The organism is Micromonospora coxensis (assembly GCF_900090295.1).
Taxonomy (GTDB): Bacteria; Actinomycetota; Actinomycetes; order Mycobacteriales; family Micromonosporaceae; genus Micromonospora; species Micromonospora coxensis.
The window spans coordinates 4,891,021-4,907,193 of the sequence record NZ_LT607753.1; the positions used below are offsets into that span (position 1 = coordinate 4,891,021).

The following is a 16,173-nucleotide window of genomic DNA, read 5'->3' on the forward strand; positions in this document are numbered from 1 at the left end:
TGAGCGCGAGGAACGCAGCGGAGCGGAGTCCCGCAGTCGCGAACGAACGTGACGCGGTGAGCGCGAGGAACGCAGCGGAGCGGAGTCCCGCAGTCGCGAACGAAAGGAGACTCGGATGACCGCCGTCGCCCCGCCGCGTCCCCGCACGCAGGTGCGGCGCAACAAGCCGGCCCTGATGGGCCGGGCGCCGCAGGACACCCCGGCCGGCCTCGGGACGTACCTGCTGCTGGCCGTCACCATGCTCTTCGCGGCGTTCCCGCTGTACTGGATGTTCGTCATCGCCACCAGCAACGACGAGGCGCTGGCGAAGCTGCCGCCGGCCGTCGTGCCCGGCGACCAGTTCATGACCAACGTCGACGAGGTCTTCTCCCTCCAGGACGTCTACTTCGCCGCCTCGCTGGTCAACAGCCTCATCGTCTCCACCGTGGTGACCGCCTCGGTGCTCTTCTTCTGCTCGCTGGCCGGGTTCGCCTTCGCCAAGCTGCGCTTCGCCGGTCGCAACGCGCTGATGCTCTTCGTGATCCTCACCCTGACCGTGCCCAACCAGCTCGGCATCGTGGCGCTCTACATCGTGATGGGCAAGCTCGGCTGGAACGGCACCCTGCTCGCGGTCATCGCGCCCGGCCTGGTCACCGCGTTCGGCGTGTTCTACATGCGCCAGTTCATCGTCAACACGGTCCCCGACGAGCTGGTCGAGTCGGCCCGGGTCGACGGGGCCACCACCATGCGCGTCTACTGGAACATCGTGCTGCCGGCGATCCGTCCGGCGCTGGCCGTGCTCGGTCTGCTGACCTTCGTCGCCACCTGGAACGACTTCCAGTGGCCGCTGATCACGTTGAGCGGCACCGACTACCCGACCTCGATGGTGGCCATCTCCGACCTGGCCAGCGGCAACTACGTCATCTACCGGCGGGTGCTGGCCGGCGCGTTCATCGCCACCGTGCCGTTGCTGATCATGCTCTTCATCGGTGGCCGGCAGATCGTCCGCGGAATCATGGAAGGTGCGGTGAAGTCGTGACCCGACAGACGGTGCACGAGGGCTGGACGCTGCGGGCCGTACCGGGGGAGCAGGTGCCGGCGCAGGTCGCCGGCCGGAGCGTGCCGGCCACCGTGCCCGGCTGCGTGCACACCGACCTGCTCGCCGCCGGCCTGATCCCCGAACCCTTCCTCGACGCCAACGAGACGCAGCTGACCTGGATCGGGCGCACCGACTGGGTCTACGAGACGACCGTCGACCACCAGCCGGGCGACGACGACCGGGTCGACCTGGTCTGCGCCGGCCTCGACACGGTCGCCACGATCACCCTCAACGACGTCCAGGTGGGCCGGACCGAGAACATGCACCGCGGCCACCGCTTCGACGTCACGTCGCTGCTGCGGCCGGGGGCGAACACCCTCACCGTCCGGTTCGACTCGGCGTACCGCTACGCCGAGGCCCACCGGGACCGGCTCGGCGACCGGCCGAACGCCTACCCCGAGCCGTTCCAGTTCATCCGCAAGATGGCCTGCAACTTCGGCTGGGACTGGGGCCCGACGCTGGTCACCGCCGGGATCTGGCAGGAGATCGGGCTGCACGCCTGGTCCACCGCCCGGCTCGCCACGGTCCGCCCCCTGGTCACCGTCGCCGACGGCGTGGGCCGGGTCCAGGTGCACGTCGAGGTCGAGCGCACCACCGACGTCCCGGTCACCGTCCGGGCCGCCGTCGCCGGCGGCGCCGCCGAGGTCGTCGTCGCGGCGGGGGAGCGTACGGCCGTGGCGACGGTCGAGGTCCGCGATCCCGAGCTGTGGTGGCCCCGGGGGTACGGCGCGCAGCCGCTGCACCGCCTCGACGTGACCCTCTGCGCCCCCGACGGCCGGGAACTCGACGCGTGGTCGCGCCGGATCGGCTTCCGCTCGGTACGCCTGGACACCACCCCGGACGCGCACGGCACCCCCTTCGTCCTGCACGTCAACGACGTGCCGGTCTTCGTCCGGGGCGTCAACTGGATCCCCGACGACCCGTTCCCGAGCCGGATCACCCGGGAGCGGCTGGCCCACCGGTTCGACCAGGCGGCCGAGGCCGGGATCAACCTGCTGCGGGTCTGGGGCGGCGGCCGGTACGAGTCGGCGGACTTCTACGAGCTGGCCGACGAGGCGGGTCTCCTCGTCCAGCAGGACTTCCTCTTCGCCTGCGCGGCGTACCCGGAGGAGGAGCCGTTCGCCTCCGAGGTGGCCGCCGAGGCGACCGAGGCGGTTACCCGGCTCGCCGCGCACCCGTCGCTGGTGCTCTGGACCGGCAACAACGAGAACATCTGGGGCTGGCACGACTGGGACTGGCAGGAGCCGCTCGCCGGGCGCACCTGGGGTCGGGGCTACTACCTGGACCTGCTGCCCCGCATCGTCGGCGAGCTGGACCCGACCCGCCCGTACTGGCCGGGCAGCCCCTGGTCGGGCAGCGACGACATCCACCCCAACGACCCGGCGCACGGCACCACGCACATCTGGGACGTGTGGAACACCGACGACTACACCAAGTACCGGGAGTACGTGCCGCGCTTCGTCGCCGAGTTCGGCTACCAGGCGCCCCCGGCGTACGCGACGCTGCGTGGGGCGCTCTCCGACGAGCCGCTGGCGCACGACTCGCCCGGCATGGCGCACCACCAGAAGGCCGCCGACGGTGACGCGAAGCTCCAGCGGGGCCTGGACGCGCACCTGCCCACCCCGGCGGACTTCGACGACTGGCACTACCTCACCCAGCTCAACCAGGCCCGGGCGATCCAGCTCGGGGTGGAGCACTTCCGCTCGCACCGCGACGTCTGCGCCGGCACCATCGTCTGGCAGCTCAACGACTGCTGGCCGGTCACCTCGTGGGCGGCGATCGACGGCGACGGGCGGCGCAAGCCGCTCTGGTACGCGCTGCGCCGGGCATACGCCGACCGGTTGCTCACCGTCCAGCCCCGTGACGGCGGCCTGGCCCTGGTGGCGGTCAACGAGACCGGCCGGCCGTGGCGGGCGCCGGCGACGGTGACCCGGCTGACCCTGGCCGGCGAGCCCCGGGCCAAGACCGGGTACGAGCTGGACGTGCCGCCGTACGCGGCGGTGGCGCTGCCGCTGCCGGCGGACCTGGCTGGGCCGGAGGAGGCCACCCGCGAGCTGCTGGTGGCCGAGGCCGGCGACGAGGTGGAGCGGGCGCTCTGGTTCTTCGCCGAGGACCGCGACGCCCGCTGGCCGGCGGCCCGCTTCGACGCGACGGTCGAGCCGGTCGACGGCGGGCAGCGGGTCCGGGTGACCGCCCGGACGGTGCTGCGCGACCTGACCCTCTTCCCGGACCGGCTCGACCCGTCCGCCGAGGTGGACCGGGCGCTGGTCACCCTGCTGCCCGGGGAGTCGGCCACCTTCACCGTGACGGCCGACGCGCCGCTGGACCCGGCGGCGCTGACCGCCCGGCCGGTGCTGCGCTGCGTCAACGACATCGCGGCAACGCCAACCACGGAAGAGGCGACGATCACGGAAGGGGCGACGGCATGAGGCGCGACGGCACGAGGCGGCGGCTGGCCGGCGTACTGCTGGCCCTGGCCGGGCTGCTGGCGACGGTGGCCGCCGGCCCGGCGCAGGCCGCGCCCGGCGAGCGGCACGGCGACGGGTTCGTGGTCCGCAAGGGCGACCGGCTCTTCCTGGACGGTCGGCCGTTCCGGTTCGCCGGGACGAACAACTACTACCTGGAGTACAAGTCCCGGGCGATGGTGGACGACGTGTTCGCCGACGCCAAGGCGGCCCGGTTCACCGTGCTGCGGCACTGGGGCTTCCTCGACATCGGCACGCCGGGCGGCACCGACTCGGTCGCCGGCCCCTCCGACGGGGTCTGGTTCCAGTACTGGGACGGGGAGAAGCCGGCCTACAACGACGGCCCGGACGGCCTCCAGCGCCTGGACTACGTGCTGTACGCGGCCCGCCGGGCCGGCATCAAGGTGGTCGTCCCGCTGGTCAACAACTGGCGCGACTTCGGCGGCATGGACCAGTACGTCCGCTGGCGCGGCGCCGACCACCACGACGACTTCTACACCGACCCGGTGATCCGGGGCTGGTACCGCGACTGGGTCTCGCACGTGCTCAACCGGGTCAACCCGCTGACCGGGCTGGCGTACAAGGACGACCCGACGGTGCTGGCCTGGGAGCTGGCGAACGAGCCGCGCTGCAAGGGCTCCGGCGTCTACCCGCCCTCGCCCGACTGCACCACGGACACCATCACCGGCTGGGCCGACGAGATGAGCCGGCACGTCAAGTCGATCGACCGGCGGCACCTGCTCGGCGTCGGCGACGAGGGCTTCTTCTGTGACGACCGCGCCGCGCAGGACTGGACGGTCAACTGCGGCGAGGGCGTCGACGCGGTGGCGCTGGCGAAGCTGCCGGCGGTGGACGTGATGGGCTACCACCTCTACCCGGACCACTGGGACAAGGACGCCGACTGGGGGGTCGCCTGGATCGAGCGGCACAGCCGGGAGGCCGAGCGGATCGGCAAGCCGGCGGTGCTCGGCGAGTTCGGCTGGGCCGACAGGGCCACCCGCAACCCGGTCTACCAGCGGTGGACCGATGCGGTGATCCGCAGCGGCGGGGCCGGCTTCCTCTACTGGATCCTCTCCGGGGTCCAGGACGACGGCACCCTCTACCCGGACTACGACGGCTACACCGTCTACTGCCCGAGCCCGGTCTGCACCACGCTGACCAACGCCGGCGACCGGATCCGGCGCGGCTGGCGCCCGCGCCCACCGGTCGCCGACCACGACGCCGCGACCACCCAGGCCGGCACGCCGGTCACCCTCACCCCGGCGGCCAACGACATCGCGTACGCCGGGCGGGTGCGACCGGCCACCGTCGACCTCGACCCGTCGGCGGACGGCCAGCAGCGCTCGGTCACCGTGACCGGTGGCACGTTCGCCCTGGCCACCTCGGGTGAGGTGACGTTCAGCCCGGCCGAGGGCTTCCAGGGCAAGGCGGTCGGTCACTACACCGTCCGGGACACCGCCGGCCGGGTGTCGAACGTCGCCGACCTGACGATCACCGTCAAGCCGGCCCCGGGTGACCCGATCCGGCTCGCCTCCTGGGAGAGCGGGATCGAGGGCTGGGCGCCCGGGAACTGGCAGGCCGACGCCGGCACGGTGGCGCAGACCGCCGACTTCGCCACCGACGGCAGCCACGGACTGCGGGTCACCGCCACCGGCGGCGGCTGGTTCGGGGTGACCCTGCCCGCACCGGTCGACCTGTCCGCCAAGGGCACCCTCCGCTACGACCTGCGCACGTCCGCCTCGGCCGGCACCTCGTCCGCGATCGCCCTGCAGACCGGCTCCGGGTACGCCTGGTGCCAGTCGACCTTCGGCTGGGTGCCGCAGGCCACCACCACCACGGTCGAGGTGAACCTGCTCGACCAGATGTCCTGCGACGCGGCGGCGCTGGCCGACGTACGCGGGGTGCTGGTCTGGGTCAGCCCCGGTACGCACGACCTGGACAACCTGCGCGCCGAGTGAGCGTGTGACGGGCCGGCCGGTGGGTGGTCCCCACCGGCCGGCCCGGCGTCGCGGGTGGGGTCCATCCGTGCGATCAGGTCCGTGGCGTGCGTGCCGGCCGCTGCGGGTGGAACCGGGGCCGCACCCCACGGTCGGACGCCGCCTCTTGCCGCCTCCCGCCGACAGCGCGCGGGTGCGGGTGCGGCTGTTGTCGTCAGGGCAGCAAGAAGTGCACCCGCACCGTGCCGAGCTGCGACTTGAACAATTATGCAAGTGCTAAAGTCGTCATGGTGCGGCGCCGGCCGCACGGTGAGGGAGGCGACGGGCGTGTCGGTGCCGCTGTACCAGGCGAAGGCGGAGCTGTTCCGCACCCTCGGGCACCCGGTGCGCATCCGGGTCCTCGAACTGCTCCAGGACGGCCCGAAGCCCGTGCGCGACCTGCTCGCCGCGATCGACGTCGAAGCGTCCAACCTCTCCCAGCAGCTCGCCGTGCTGCGCCGCGCCGGCATGGTCACCACCTGGCGCGACGGCCCGCTCGTGATGTACGCCCTCAGCACCCCCGACGTCGCCGACCTGCTGGCCGCCGGGCGGCGCATCCTCGGCGCGGTGCTCACCGACCGGGACGGCCTCCTCGACGAACTGCGCGCCTCCGGAGGGGACCGGTGAGCGGTGCCGCGGTCGGCCACGGCGCGGACCCGGCCGTGGCACCGCGGGCGACCCCATCCCCGCAGCGCCCGCCCGCGCCGGAGCAGACCCCGGGCGCAGGCCACCGGGACGTCCTCCGCGTCGTCCGCGACCGTGTCCTCGGTCTGCTCCCCGGCCGCGCCGACTGGGTGGCGGTGCGCCGCTCACCCCGCCGGGACCTGCTCGCCGGCCTGACCGTGGCGGTGGTGGCGCTGCCGCTCGCCCTGGCCTTCGGCGTCACCTCCGGGCTGGGCGCGCAGGCCGGCCTGGTCACCGCCGTCGTCGCCGGCGCGGTGGCCGCGATCTTCGGCGGCTCCAACCTCCAGGTGTCCGGCCCCACCGGGGCGATGACCGTCGTGCTGGTGCCGGTGGTGCAGCAGTTCGGCCCGACCGGGGTGCTGATGGTCGGCGCACTGGCCGGGCTGATCCTCGTCGCCCTGGCGTTCGCCCGCCTCGGCCGGTACGTCCGCTACCTGCCCACCCCGGTGATCGAGGGCTTCACCGCCGGCATCGCCGTGGTCATCGCCCTGCAACAGGTGCCCGCCGCGCTCGGCGTCACCGACGCCCACGGCGAGCGGGTCTGGGCGGTGGCGGCCGACGCCGTCGCCCGGTTCGTCGTACACCCCCGGCCGGCGGCCGTCGCGGTGGCCCTCGGCGTCGCGGCGTTGATGCTGCTCGGCGCCCGCTGGCGGCCCGGCCTGCCGTTCTCCCTGCTCGGCGTCGGCGCCGCGACGGTGCTCGCCGAGACCGTCCCGGTCGACCTGGTCCGCATCGGCGCGCTGCCCCAGGGACTGCCCGCGCCGTCGCTCGGCTTCCTCGACCCGGGCGCGCTCGGCGTGCTGCTGCCCTCCGCGCTGGCGGTGGCCGCCCTCGCCGCCCTGGAGAGCCTGCTGTCGGCCACCGTGGCGGACGCCATGACGGTCGGCGAGCGGCACGACCCGGACCGGGAACTCTTCGGCCAGGGCCTGGCCAACCTCGCCTCCCCGGTCTTCGGCGGCATCCCGGCCACCGCCGCCATCGCCCGCACCGCCGTCAACGTCCGCGCCGGGGCGTCGTCCAAACTCGCCGCCCTCACCCACGCGGTCGCCCTGGCCGGGATCGTGCTGGCCGCCGCGCCGCTGGTCGGCCGGATCCCGCTCGCCGCCCTGGCCGGCGTGCTGCTCGCCACCTGCGTACGGATGGTCGAGGCCGGCTCGCTCTGGGCGTTGGCCCGGGCCACCCGGGGCGACGCGCTGGTGCTGGTGCTCACCTTCGCCGTCACCGTCGTCTGGGACCTGGTCACCGCCGTCGCGGTCGGCGTCGGCGTCGCGGTGGTGATCGCCCTGCGGGCCGTGGCCCGCAGCGCCAAGTTGGAACAGGTCCCCCTCGACCAGGGCGAACACAGCGCCGAGGAGCACGCGCTGCTCGCCGAGCACATCGTCGCCTACCGGCTCGACGGGCCGCTCTTCTTCGCCGCCGCCCACACCTTCCTGCTGGAACTCTCCGAGGTCGCCGACGTGCGGGTGGTGATCCTGCGGATGTCCCGGGTCAGCACCGTCGACGCCACCGGCGCGCAGGTGCTCGGCGACGCGATCCGGCGGCTGCGGGGGCGCGGGATCACCGTGCTGCTCTCCGGCATCACCCCGGGGCACGACCAGGTGCTCACCACCCTCGGGGTGGCCGAGGAGCTACGCCGGGAGGGGTTGGTCTTCCCGGACACGCCGTCGGCCATCCGACACGCCCGCACCCTGGCCCTGGCGGCACACTGAGCCACCGTCCGGCCGTCGGTGGGTGGCGGCCTACTCCGGCACCCTCCGGTACGCGCCGTCGCTGGCCGAGGTGGCCATCGAGGCGTACGCGCGCAGCGCCGCCGACACCGGCCGCTGCCGGTCCACCGGCGTGTACGGCCGGTCCCGCTTCTCCTCGGCGACCCGGCGCGCCTCCAGCACGTCGTCGGCCACGTTCAGCGCGATCGACCGGCCCGGGATGTCGATGACGATCTCGTCGCCGTCGCGCACCAGCGCGATCAGCCCACCGGAGGCCGCCTCGGGGGAGACGTGCCCGATGGAGAGCCCGGAGGTGCCGCCGGAGAACCGGCCGTCGGTGAGCAGCGCGCAGGCCCGGCCCAGTCCCCGGCCCTTGAGGAACGAGGTGGGGTAGAGCATCTCCTGCATGCCGGGGCCGCCCTTCGGGCCCTCGTACCGGATCACCACGACGTCGCCGGCGACGACCTCCTTGGCGAGGATGGCGGTGACGGCGTCGTCCTGCGACTCGTAGACCTTGGCCGGGCCGCGGAAGGTCAGGCACTCCTCGGGCACCCCGGCGGTCTTGACCACGCAGCCGTCGGGCGCGAGGTTGCCGTGCAGGATGGCCAGCCCGCCGTCGGCGCTGTACGCGTGCGTACGGTCGCGGATGCAGCCGCCGGCGGCGTCGGTGTCCAGCGACGACCAGCGGTTGGTGGTGGAGAACGGCTGGGTGGTGCGCACCCCGCCCGGGGCGGCGTGGAACAGCTCGACGGCCTCCGGCCTCGGTGACCCGCCGCGCACGTCCCAGTCGGCGAGCCACTGCGCCAGGCTGGGGGAGTGCACCGCGCGCACGTCCCGGTGGAGCAGCCCGGCCCGGTCCAGCTCGCCGAGGATGGCGGGGATGCCGCCGGCCCGGTGCACGTCCTCCATGTGGTACTGCGGGGAGTTCGGGGCGACCTTGGCCAGGCAGGGCACCCGGCGGGAGATCGCGTCGATGTCGGCCACGTCGAAGTCCAGCTCGGCCTCGCGGGCGGCGGCGAGCAGGTGCAGGATCGTGTTTGTCGACCCGCCCATCGCCACGTCGAGGGCGACCGCGTTCTCGAAGGCGGCCCGGTTGGCGATCGCGCGGGGCAGCACCGAGGCGTCGTCGCCGTCGTACCAGCGCTTGGCGATCTCCACGGCGGTGCGGCCGGCCTCGACGAAGAGCGCGCGGCGCGCGGCGTGGGTGGCCAGTGTCGACCCGTTGCCCGGCAGGGCGAGGCCGATCGCCTCGGTCAGGCAGTTCATCGAGTTGGCGGTGAACATGCCGGAGCAGGAGCCGCAGGTCGGGCAGGCGGAGCGCTCGATCTCGCCGAGCTGGTCGTCGGTGACCGCCTCGTTGGAGGAGGCGATCATCGCGTCGATCAGGTCGATCTTGGAGTGCACGATCCCCTCGATCGCCACCGTCTTGCCGGCCTCCATCGGGCCGCCGGAGACGAAGACGGTCGGGATGTTCAGCCGCAGCGCGGCCAGCAGCATCCCCGGGGTGATCTTGTCGCAGTTGGAGATGCAGACCAGGGCGTCCGCGCAGTGCGCGTTGACCATGTACTCCACCGCGTCGGCGATCAGCTCCCGGCTGGGCAGCGAGTAGAGCATGCCGCCGTGGCCCATCGCGATGCCGTCGTCGACCGCGATGGTGTTGAACTCCCGGCCCACCCCGCCGGCCTCGGCCACCGCGTCGGCGACCAGGCCGCCGAGGTCCTTGAGGTGTACGTGACCGGGGACGAACTGGGTGAAGCTGTTGGCGATGGCGACGATCGGCTTGCCGAAGTCGTCGTCGGTCATCCCGGTGGCCCGCCACAGGGCCCGGGCGCCGGCCATCGTCCGACCGTGGGTGGAGGTCCTCGACCGCAGCTCAGGCATGCGTACCAGTGTGGCACCGCCGACGCGGCGGCCCCGGCGGGACCGGACGTGTCCCAACAGATGCACACCCGGTGCCCCACCGGTCACGCTCATCCGGCACAGTTGAGGACGTGCGTTTCACCCCGGGCATGGTCGCGGTCGCGATCCTGAGCGCCCTGGTGGCCGCGGCGGCCACCGCGCTGCTCGCCGGGGCGGCCCGGCGCCGCACCGGTCCGCACCGCCGGGCGTACGTGCTGCTGGCCGTCGCCGGGGCGGCCGCCCTGGTCGGCCTGCTGGTCGGGGTGATCGTGGAACTCGGCCACCCGCACCGGTCACCGCACGCGGCCCGGCTCACCGGTTGGCCGCTGGTCGTCTCCGTCGCCGCCACGCTCAGCGGCCTTGCCGCCGCGACCGGGCTGCTGCGACTGCCCGGTGTGGTGGTCAACCGGGCGGCCACCGCCCGGCTGCTGCTGGACGGGCTGATCATGGCGACCGCGCTCTGGTTCGTCGGCTGGGTGGTCTTCTCCGAGCCGACCCGGCTGCTCGGCGCGGCGACCCCGGTGGCCTGCCCGGCGATCCTGCTCGCCTCGGTCAACGCCGCGGTGACCGCCGGGCTGACGTTGATCGTGGTGCTCCGCGCCGCCCCGCCCCGCTCGCGGTTCACGCTGCTCGGCGCGGGCATCACCGCCAGCGCCTTCGGCGGGCTCGGCGTCGCCGCCGGGGTGTGCCAGGGCGGCGTGGGGATCACCCTGTCCGCCGCCGTGCTGCTCGCCCTGGGCCTGCTCGCCGCCGCGCTCGCGGTGCACCGGGGAGACCCGCCGGGGCAGGTCGACGTCGACCTGATCCGCCGCGACGGCGCGTACGCCTTCGTACCGATGTTCGCCATGGCCGGCTCGGCGATGTACCACCTCGTGCAGGGCGGTCGCTTCGACGCGCTCGGCATCGTGGCCGGCAGCGTCGAGGGCTTCGCCCTGGTCGCCCGGCAGTACCTCACCCTCAACGACCTGCGCGGGTACGCCGGCCGGCTGGCCGAGCGGGAGGCGCACTTCCGTGAGTTGGCCCACACCGACGCGCTGACCGGGCTGGCGAACCGCCGGGGCCTGCTGCGCGAGTTGCAGCGCTGCGCCGAGGAGAAGGTCGACTGCGTGCTGCTCGGCCTCGACCTGGACGGCTTCAAGAACGTCAACGACATGCGCGGGCACGACGTGGGCGACATGGTGCTGGCCGAGGTGGGGCGGCGGCTGCGCGGCAACCTGCGCCCCGGCGACCTGGCCGCCCGGCTCGGCGGTGACGAGTTCGCGGTGCTCATGCGCGGCCGGCCGGCCGACGCCGACGTGGTCGCCCGGCGGCTGCTCGGGGTGCTCGGGCGGGCGTACGAGCAGCCGGAGGGGCCGGTCTTCCTCTCGGTCAGCATCGGCGTGGCCGGGCAGTACGACGAGCCCGACCCGACGGCCCTGCTGCGCCACGCCGACCTCGCCCTGCGCTACGCCAAGCAGCGCGGCAAGAACCGGATCGAGCGCTACGACGGCACCGAGGACCGGGCGCTGCTGCGGCGTACCCGGGTGGAGCACGAGCTGCGCGGGGCGATCGAGCGCAACGAGCTGCGGCTGGTGTTCCAGCCGGTCGCCTCGCTGCCCTCGGTGCGCCCGGTCGGCGCCGAGGCGCTGCTGCGCTGGCACCACCCGGAGCTGGGCAACGTCCGCCCGGACGAGTTCATCCCGCTCGCCGAGGAGTGCGGGATGATCGCCAAGCTGGGCGCCTGGGTGCTGCACCAGGCGTGCTGGCAGCTCTCCCACTGGCTGGCCGACGGGCACGACGTCTGGGTGTCGGTCAACGTCTCCCCGCGCGAGCTGCACGCCCCGGAGTACGTCGTGCAGGTGGCCGAGGCGCTGCGCGCGCACCACGTGCCGCCGCAGCGGCTGGTGCTGGAGGTCACCGAGCACGCGGTCGCCACCGACCTGGACGAGCTGATCCGCCGGTTGACCGCGCTGCGGCACACCGGCGTGCGGATCGCCCTGGACGACTTCGGCGCCGGCTACTCCTCGCTCGGCCAGCTGCGCCGGCTGCCGATCGACATCCTCAAGATCGACCACAGCCTGGTCGCCGAGCACGAGCCGGTCCGCCCGGTGGGCCGGGACGGGCCGGCGTTCGCCCCGATGGTCGACATCGTCATGCGGCTCGGGCACCAGCTCGGCATGGAGGTCATCGCCGAGGGGGTGACCTCCCCCACGGAGCTGGCCGCGGTGGTCGCCGCCGGCTGCCGCTTCGGTCAGGGCGCGCTCTTCGGCTGGGGGGTGCCCGCCGAGCACCTGGAGGCGATGCTGGAGGCCGCCACCTCCCCGGGGGCGCGCCCGGCGTCGGTGCCGCCGCCCGGGCCGCGCCGGGCCGCGCCGTCGCCGTTGCTGCCCCGGCTGCGGTCCCACCCGCCCGCGTCGCCGCCGGTGCCCGCGCCGCGGGTCTCACCGGAGGGATCTGCGCAGGCGGGGCCGGTTGTCGGGCCCGCGCCGGGGGACGGTGTCCCCCGTTCGTGAACCAACATGTGGGATCAGTTGACTCAGCGCTTGAGATGCGTCAGGCTGGTCCACATGTCGTCGATCCGGTCGCTGCGAGTACTTACCTGAGCGCACTCTCCTCCTCGAGAGTGCGCTGGCCCCGTGCATCTGCACGAGGGCCGTTTTTATTGCCGTCGGACCCTTCGGGGCGGGCACCCGCCCCCGTAGCACGTGTCGTTGAGCTCCACCCACTCCAGCCGAAGGCCTGAACCGCCATGACGAGACCCACGCCAGAGACACTCGCCCACTCCGCCCGTCGGGCGCGCACGGTCGCCGAGCCGACCGGTGACGCCGAGCACGCCCCCGCGCCGCGCCCCGGGACCACCCCGGCCGGCACCGGCCGGGCCGCCGCCGGGGCCGCCCGGCAGTCGGCGCCGGCCCAGGTCTCCGGCGCCGGCTCCCTCGTGCGGTCCCTCGAAGCCCTCGGCGTCGACGTGGTCTTCGGCATCCCCGGCGGGGCGATCCTGCCGGCCTACGACCCGCTGTACGACTCCACCGTCCGGCACATCCTGGTCCGCCACGAGCAGGGCGCCGGGCACGCCGCCACCGGGTACGCGCAGGCGACCGGCCGGGTCGGCGTCTGCATCGCCACCTCCGGGCCGGGCGCGACCAACCTGGTGACCCCGATCGCCGACGCGTACATGGACTCGGTCCCGATCGTCGCGATCACCGGCCAGGTGGCCCGCCCCTCGATCGGCACGGACGCCTTCCAGGAGGCCGACATCCAGGGCATCACCCTGCCGATCACCAAGCACAACTTCCTGGTCCAGAGCGCCGAGGAGATCCCGCAGGTGCTGGCCGAGGCGTTCCACCTGGCCTCGACCGGGCGGCCCGGGCCGGTGCTGGTCGACATCCCCAAGGACGTCCTGCAGGCGCCGACCACGTTCGCCTGGCCGCCCACCCTGGACCTGCCCGGGTACCGGCCGACGCTGCACCCGCACGGCAAGCAGATCCGCGAGGCGGCCCGGCTGATGGCCGCCGCCCGCCGTCCGGTGCTCTACGTCGGCGGCGGCGTGCTCAAGGCCGGCGCCACCGAGGGGCTGCGTACGCTCGCCGAGCTGACCGGCATCCCGGTGGTGACCACGCTGATGGCGCTCGGGGCGTTCCCCGACTCGCACCGCCAGCACCTGGGCATGCCCGGCATGCACGGCACCGTCGCCGCGGTCTACGGCCTGCAGAAGTCCGACCTGATCGTGGCGCTCGGCGCCCGTTTCGACGACCGGGTGACCGGCCAGCTGGACTCGTTCGCCCCGGACGCCACGGTGGTGCACGCCGACATCGACCCGGCGGAGATCGGCAAGAACCGCCACGCCGACGTGCCGATCGTCGGCGACGCCCGGCACGTCATCGACGAGCTGATCACCGCGGTCACCAGCGAGCAGAAGGCCGGCCACCGCGCCGACCTCACCGACTGGTGGACCCAGCTGGACGACCTGCGCGAGCGCTACCCGCTGGGCTACGAGGAGCCGTCCGACGGCACCCTCTCCCCGCAGCACGTGATCAAGCGGCTGGGCGAGATCGCCGGCCCGGACGCGATCTACGTGGCGGGTGTCGGCCAGCACCAGATGTGGGCCAGCCAGTTCATCTCGTACGAGAAGCCGGGCACCTGGCTCAACTCCGGCGGCCTCGGCACCATGGGGTACGCCGTCCCGGCGGCGATGGGCGCGAAGGTCGGCCGGCCGGACGCGGTGGTCTGGGCGGTGGACGGCGACGGCTGCTTCCAGATGACCAACCAGGAGCTGGCGACCTGCGCGCTGGAGGGCATCCCGGTCAAGATCGCCGTGATCAACAACGGCAACCTCGGGATGGTCCGCCAGTGGCAGACCCTCTTCTACGGCGAGCGCTACTCCAACACCGAGCTGGGCACCCACAAGCACCGCATCCCGGACTTCGTGAAGCTGGCCGAGGCGCTCGGCTGCGTCGGCCTGCGCTGCGAGACCGCCGAGGACGTGGACAAGACCATCGAGGCCGCGATGGCGATCAACGACGCGCCGGTCGTCATCGACTTCACGGTCGGCAAGGACGCGATGGTCTGGCCGATGGTGGCCGCCGGCACCAGCAACGACGAGATCATGTTCGCCCGTGGCGTCCGCCCGGCATTCGACGAGGACGAGCTGTAGTCATGACCGAGTGCACCGAGCGCAGCGAGGGCCATGAGGGCATGACGAGGAAGGCACAGCGATGACCATGCACACTCTTTCCGTCCTGGTGGAGAACAAGCCGGGTGTCCTGGCCCGGGTCTCCGGCCTGTTCTCCCGGCGCGGGTTCAACATCGACAGCCTCGCCGTCGGCGAGACCGAGAACCCGGACGTCTCCCGGATCACCATCGTGGTCAACGCCGAGTCGTCCCCGCTGGAGCAGGTGACCAAGCAGCTCAACAAGCTGGTCAACGTGCTGAAGATCGTGGAGCTGGACCCGCAGGTCTCGGTCGCCCGCGAGTTGCTGCTGGTCAAGGTCCGCGCCGACCGCAACGCCCGGGCCCAGGTGCTGGAGACGGTCAACCTGTTCCGCGCCCGGGTGGTCGACGTCGCCCCGGACACGCTGACCATCGAGGCCACCGGCACCCCCGACAAGCTGGACGCGCTGCTGCGCGACCTGGAGCCGTTCGGCATCAAGGAGATGGTCCAGTCCGGCACGGTGGCGATCGGGCGCGGCTCGCGCTCCATCACCGCCGGTCCCGCGCTGCGCGCCGCCTGATCCCCGGCGCTGCGCGCCGCCCAACCGCCACCGCACAAGTCCACGACGGCCGTCCGGACCGCCGTACGAAAGGGAAGTCAATGAGCGTTGAGGTGTACTACGACGACGACGCCGACCTGGGTCTGATCCAGGGCCGCAAGGTCGCGGTGATCGGGTACGGCAGCCAGGGCCACGCCCACGCGCTGTCGCTGCGCGACTCCGGCGTCGACGTGGTGATCGGCCTGCCGGCCGGCTCCAAGAGCCGCCCGAAGGCCGAGGAGCAGGGCCTGCGCGTGCTCACGCCGGCCGAGGCGGCGGCCGAGGCCGACGTCATCATGATCCTGGCGCCGGACACCGCCCAGCGGGCGCTCTACGCCGATTCGATCGCGCCGAACCTGGCCCCCGGCAAGGCGCTCTTCTTCGGCCACGGCTTCAACATCCGCTACGGCCTGATCACCCCGCCGGCCGACGTGGACGTCGCGATGGTCGCCCCGAAGGGCCCCGGCCACCTGGTCCGCCGCCAGTACGTCGACGGCAAGGGCGTGCCCTGCCTGGTCGCCGTCGAGCAGGACGCCAGCGGCGCCGCCTTCGCGCTCGCCCTGTCGTACGCCAAGGGCATCGGTGGCACCCGGGCCGGCGCGATCAGGACCACCTTCACCGAGGAGACCGAGACCGACCTCTTCGGCGAGCAGGCGGTGCTCTGCGGTGGCGCGGCGGCGCTGGTGCAGACCGGTTTCGAGGTGCTCACCGAGGCCGGCTACGCGCCCGAGGTGGCCTACTTTGAGTGCCTGCACGAGCTGAAGCTGATCGTCGACCTGATGTACGAGGGCGGCATCGCCCGGATGCGCTACAGCGTCTCCGACACCGCCGAGTACGGCGACCTGTCCCGGGGCCCGCGGGTCGTCGACGCCCGGGTCAAGGAGGAGATGCGCAAGATCCTCGGCGAGATCCAGTCCGGCGAGTTCGCCCGCGAGTGGGTCGCCGAGGACGAGGCCGGCCGGCCGAACTTCGCCAAGTGGCGGGCCGAGGGCGCGGCCCACCCGATCGAGGAGACCGGCCAGAAGCTGCGCTCGATGATGAGCTGGGTCGACCGGCCGATCACCGAGACCGCCTGACGTTCCCCGCACGCGGTGACGCGTCCGACGCTCTCCCCGGCGTCGGACGCGTCACCGCCGT

The 16,173-nt window shown here is 73.3% G+C and carries 10 protein-coding genes; 9 read left to right on the forward strand and 1 reads right to left on the reverse strand.

All coding sequences use genetic code 11. The features are described 5' to 3' along the window. Nucleotides 1–175 precede the first annotated feature (175 nt). The 5 genes from GA0070614_RS22380 to GA0070614_RS22400 all read left to right on the forward strand — a co-directional run bounded on the left by GA0070614_RS22380 (nt 176) and on the right by GA0070614_RS22400 (nt 7,912). The gene (locus tag GA0070614_RS22380) at nt 176–1,018 is read left to right on the forward strand and encodes a carbohydrate ABC transporter permease (RefSeq protein WP_408630781.1); all 843 of its coding nucleotides are present in this window, start codon (nt 176–178) and stop codon (nt 1,016–1,018) included. Then, entirely contained in the window at nt 1,015–3,507 is a 2,493-nt protein-coding gene (locus tag GA0070614_RS22385; protein ID WP_088977808.1) for a glycoside hydrolase family 2 protein, read from the forward strand. The genes GA0070614_RS22380 and GA0070614_RS22385 overlap by 4 nt, the downstream gene beginning before the upstream one ends. Then, nucleotides 3,504–5,501 (forward strand): cellulase family glycosylhydrolase, encoded by a 1,998-nt coding sequence (locus tag GA0070614_RS22390; protein ID WP_088977809.1) that lies wholly within the window; start codon nt 3,504–3,506, stop codon nt 5,499–5,501. Before GA0070614_RS22385 ends, GA0070614_RS22390 begins: the two co-directional genes overlap by 4 nt. A 306-nt stretch (nt 5,502–5,807) precedes the next feature. Continuing rightward, nucleotides 5,808–6,146, forward strand: a complete 339-nt coding sequence (locus GA0070614_RS22395; RefSeq protein ID WP_088977810.1) for an ArsR/SmtB family transcription factor — start codon at nt 5,808–5,810, stop codon at nt 6,144–6,146. Between the two features lie 167 nt (nt 6,147–6,313). After that, on the forward strand, nt 6,314–7,912 hold the full coding sequence (locus tag GA0070614_RS22400; RefSeq protein WP_408630782.1) for a SulP family inorganic anion transporter: 1,599 nt from the start codon (nt 6,314–6,316) through the stop codon (nt 7,910–7,912). Nucleotides 7,913–7,942: 30 nt separating this feature from the next. On the opposite strand, the gene ilvD is transcribed toward GA0070614_RS22400, so the two are convergent. After that, complete coding sequence (ilvD, locus tag GA0070614_RS22405; RefSeq protein WP_088977811.1) at nt 7,943–9,790, reverse strand: dihydroxy-acid dehydratase; 1,848 nt, start codon at nt 9,788–9,790, stop codon at nt 7,943–7,945. Between the two features lie 128 nt (nt 9,791–9,918). Between ilvD and GA0070614_RS22410 the strand changes: the two genes are divergently transcribed. The 4 genes from GA0070614_RS22410 to ilvC all read left to right on the forward strand — a co-directional run bounded on the left by GA0070614_RS22410 (nt 9,919) and on the right by ilvC (nt 16,112). After that, nucleotides 9,919–12,300 carry a putative bifunctional diguanylate cyclase/phosphodiesterase gene (locus tag GA0070614_RS22410; protein WP_408630783.1) on the forward strand — a complete coding sequence of 794 codons (2,382 nt, stop codon included), beginning with the start codon at nt 9,919–9,921 and terminating at the stop codon, nt 12,298–12,300. 236 nt (nt 12,301–12,536) lie between these two features. Further along, the gene (locus tag GA0070614_RS22415) at nt 12,537–14,441 is read left to right on the forward strand and encodes an acetolactate synthase large subunit (RefSeq protein ID WP_088977813.1); all 1,905 of its coding nucleotides are present in this window, start codon (nt 12,537–12,539) and stop codon (nt 14,439–14,441) included. A gap of 61 nt (nt 14,442–14,502) precedes the next feature. Next, complete coding sequence (gene ilvN, locus GA0070614_RS22420) at nt 14,503–15,018, forward strand: acetolactate synthase small subunit (protein WP_088977814.1); 516 nt, start codon at nt 14,503–14,505, stop codon at nt 15,016–15,018. A gap of 80 nt (nt 15,019–15,098) precedes the next feature. Beyond that, entirely contained in the window at nt 15,099–16,112 is a 1,014-nt protein-coding gene (gene ilvC / locus GA0070614_RS22425; protein ID WP_088977815.1) for a ketol-acid reductoisomerase, read from the forward strand. Nucleotides 16,113–16,173: the final 61 nt, after the last annotated feature.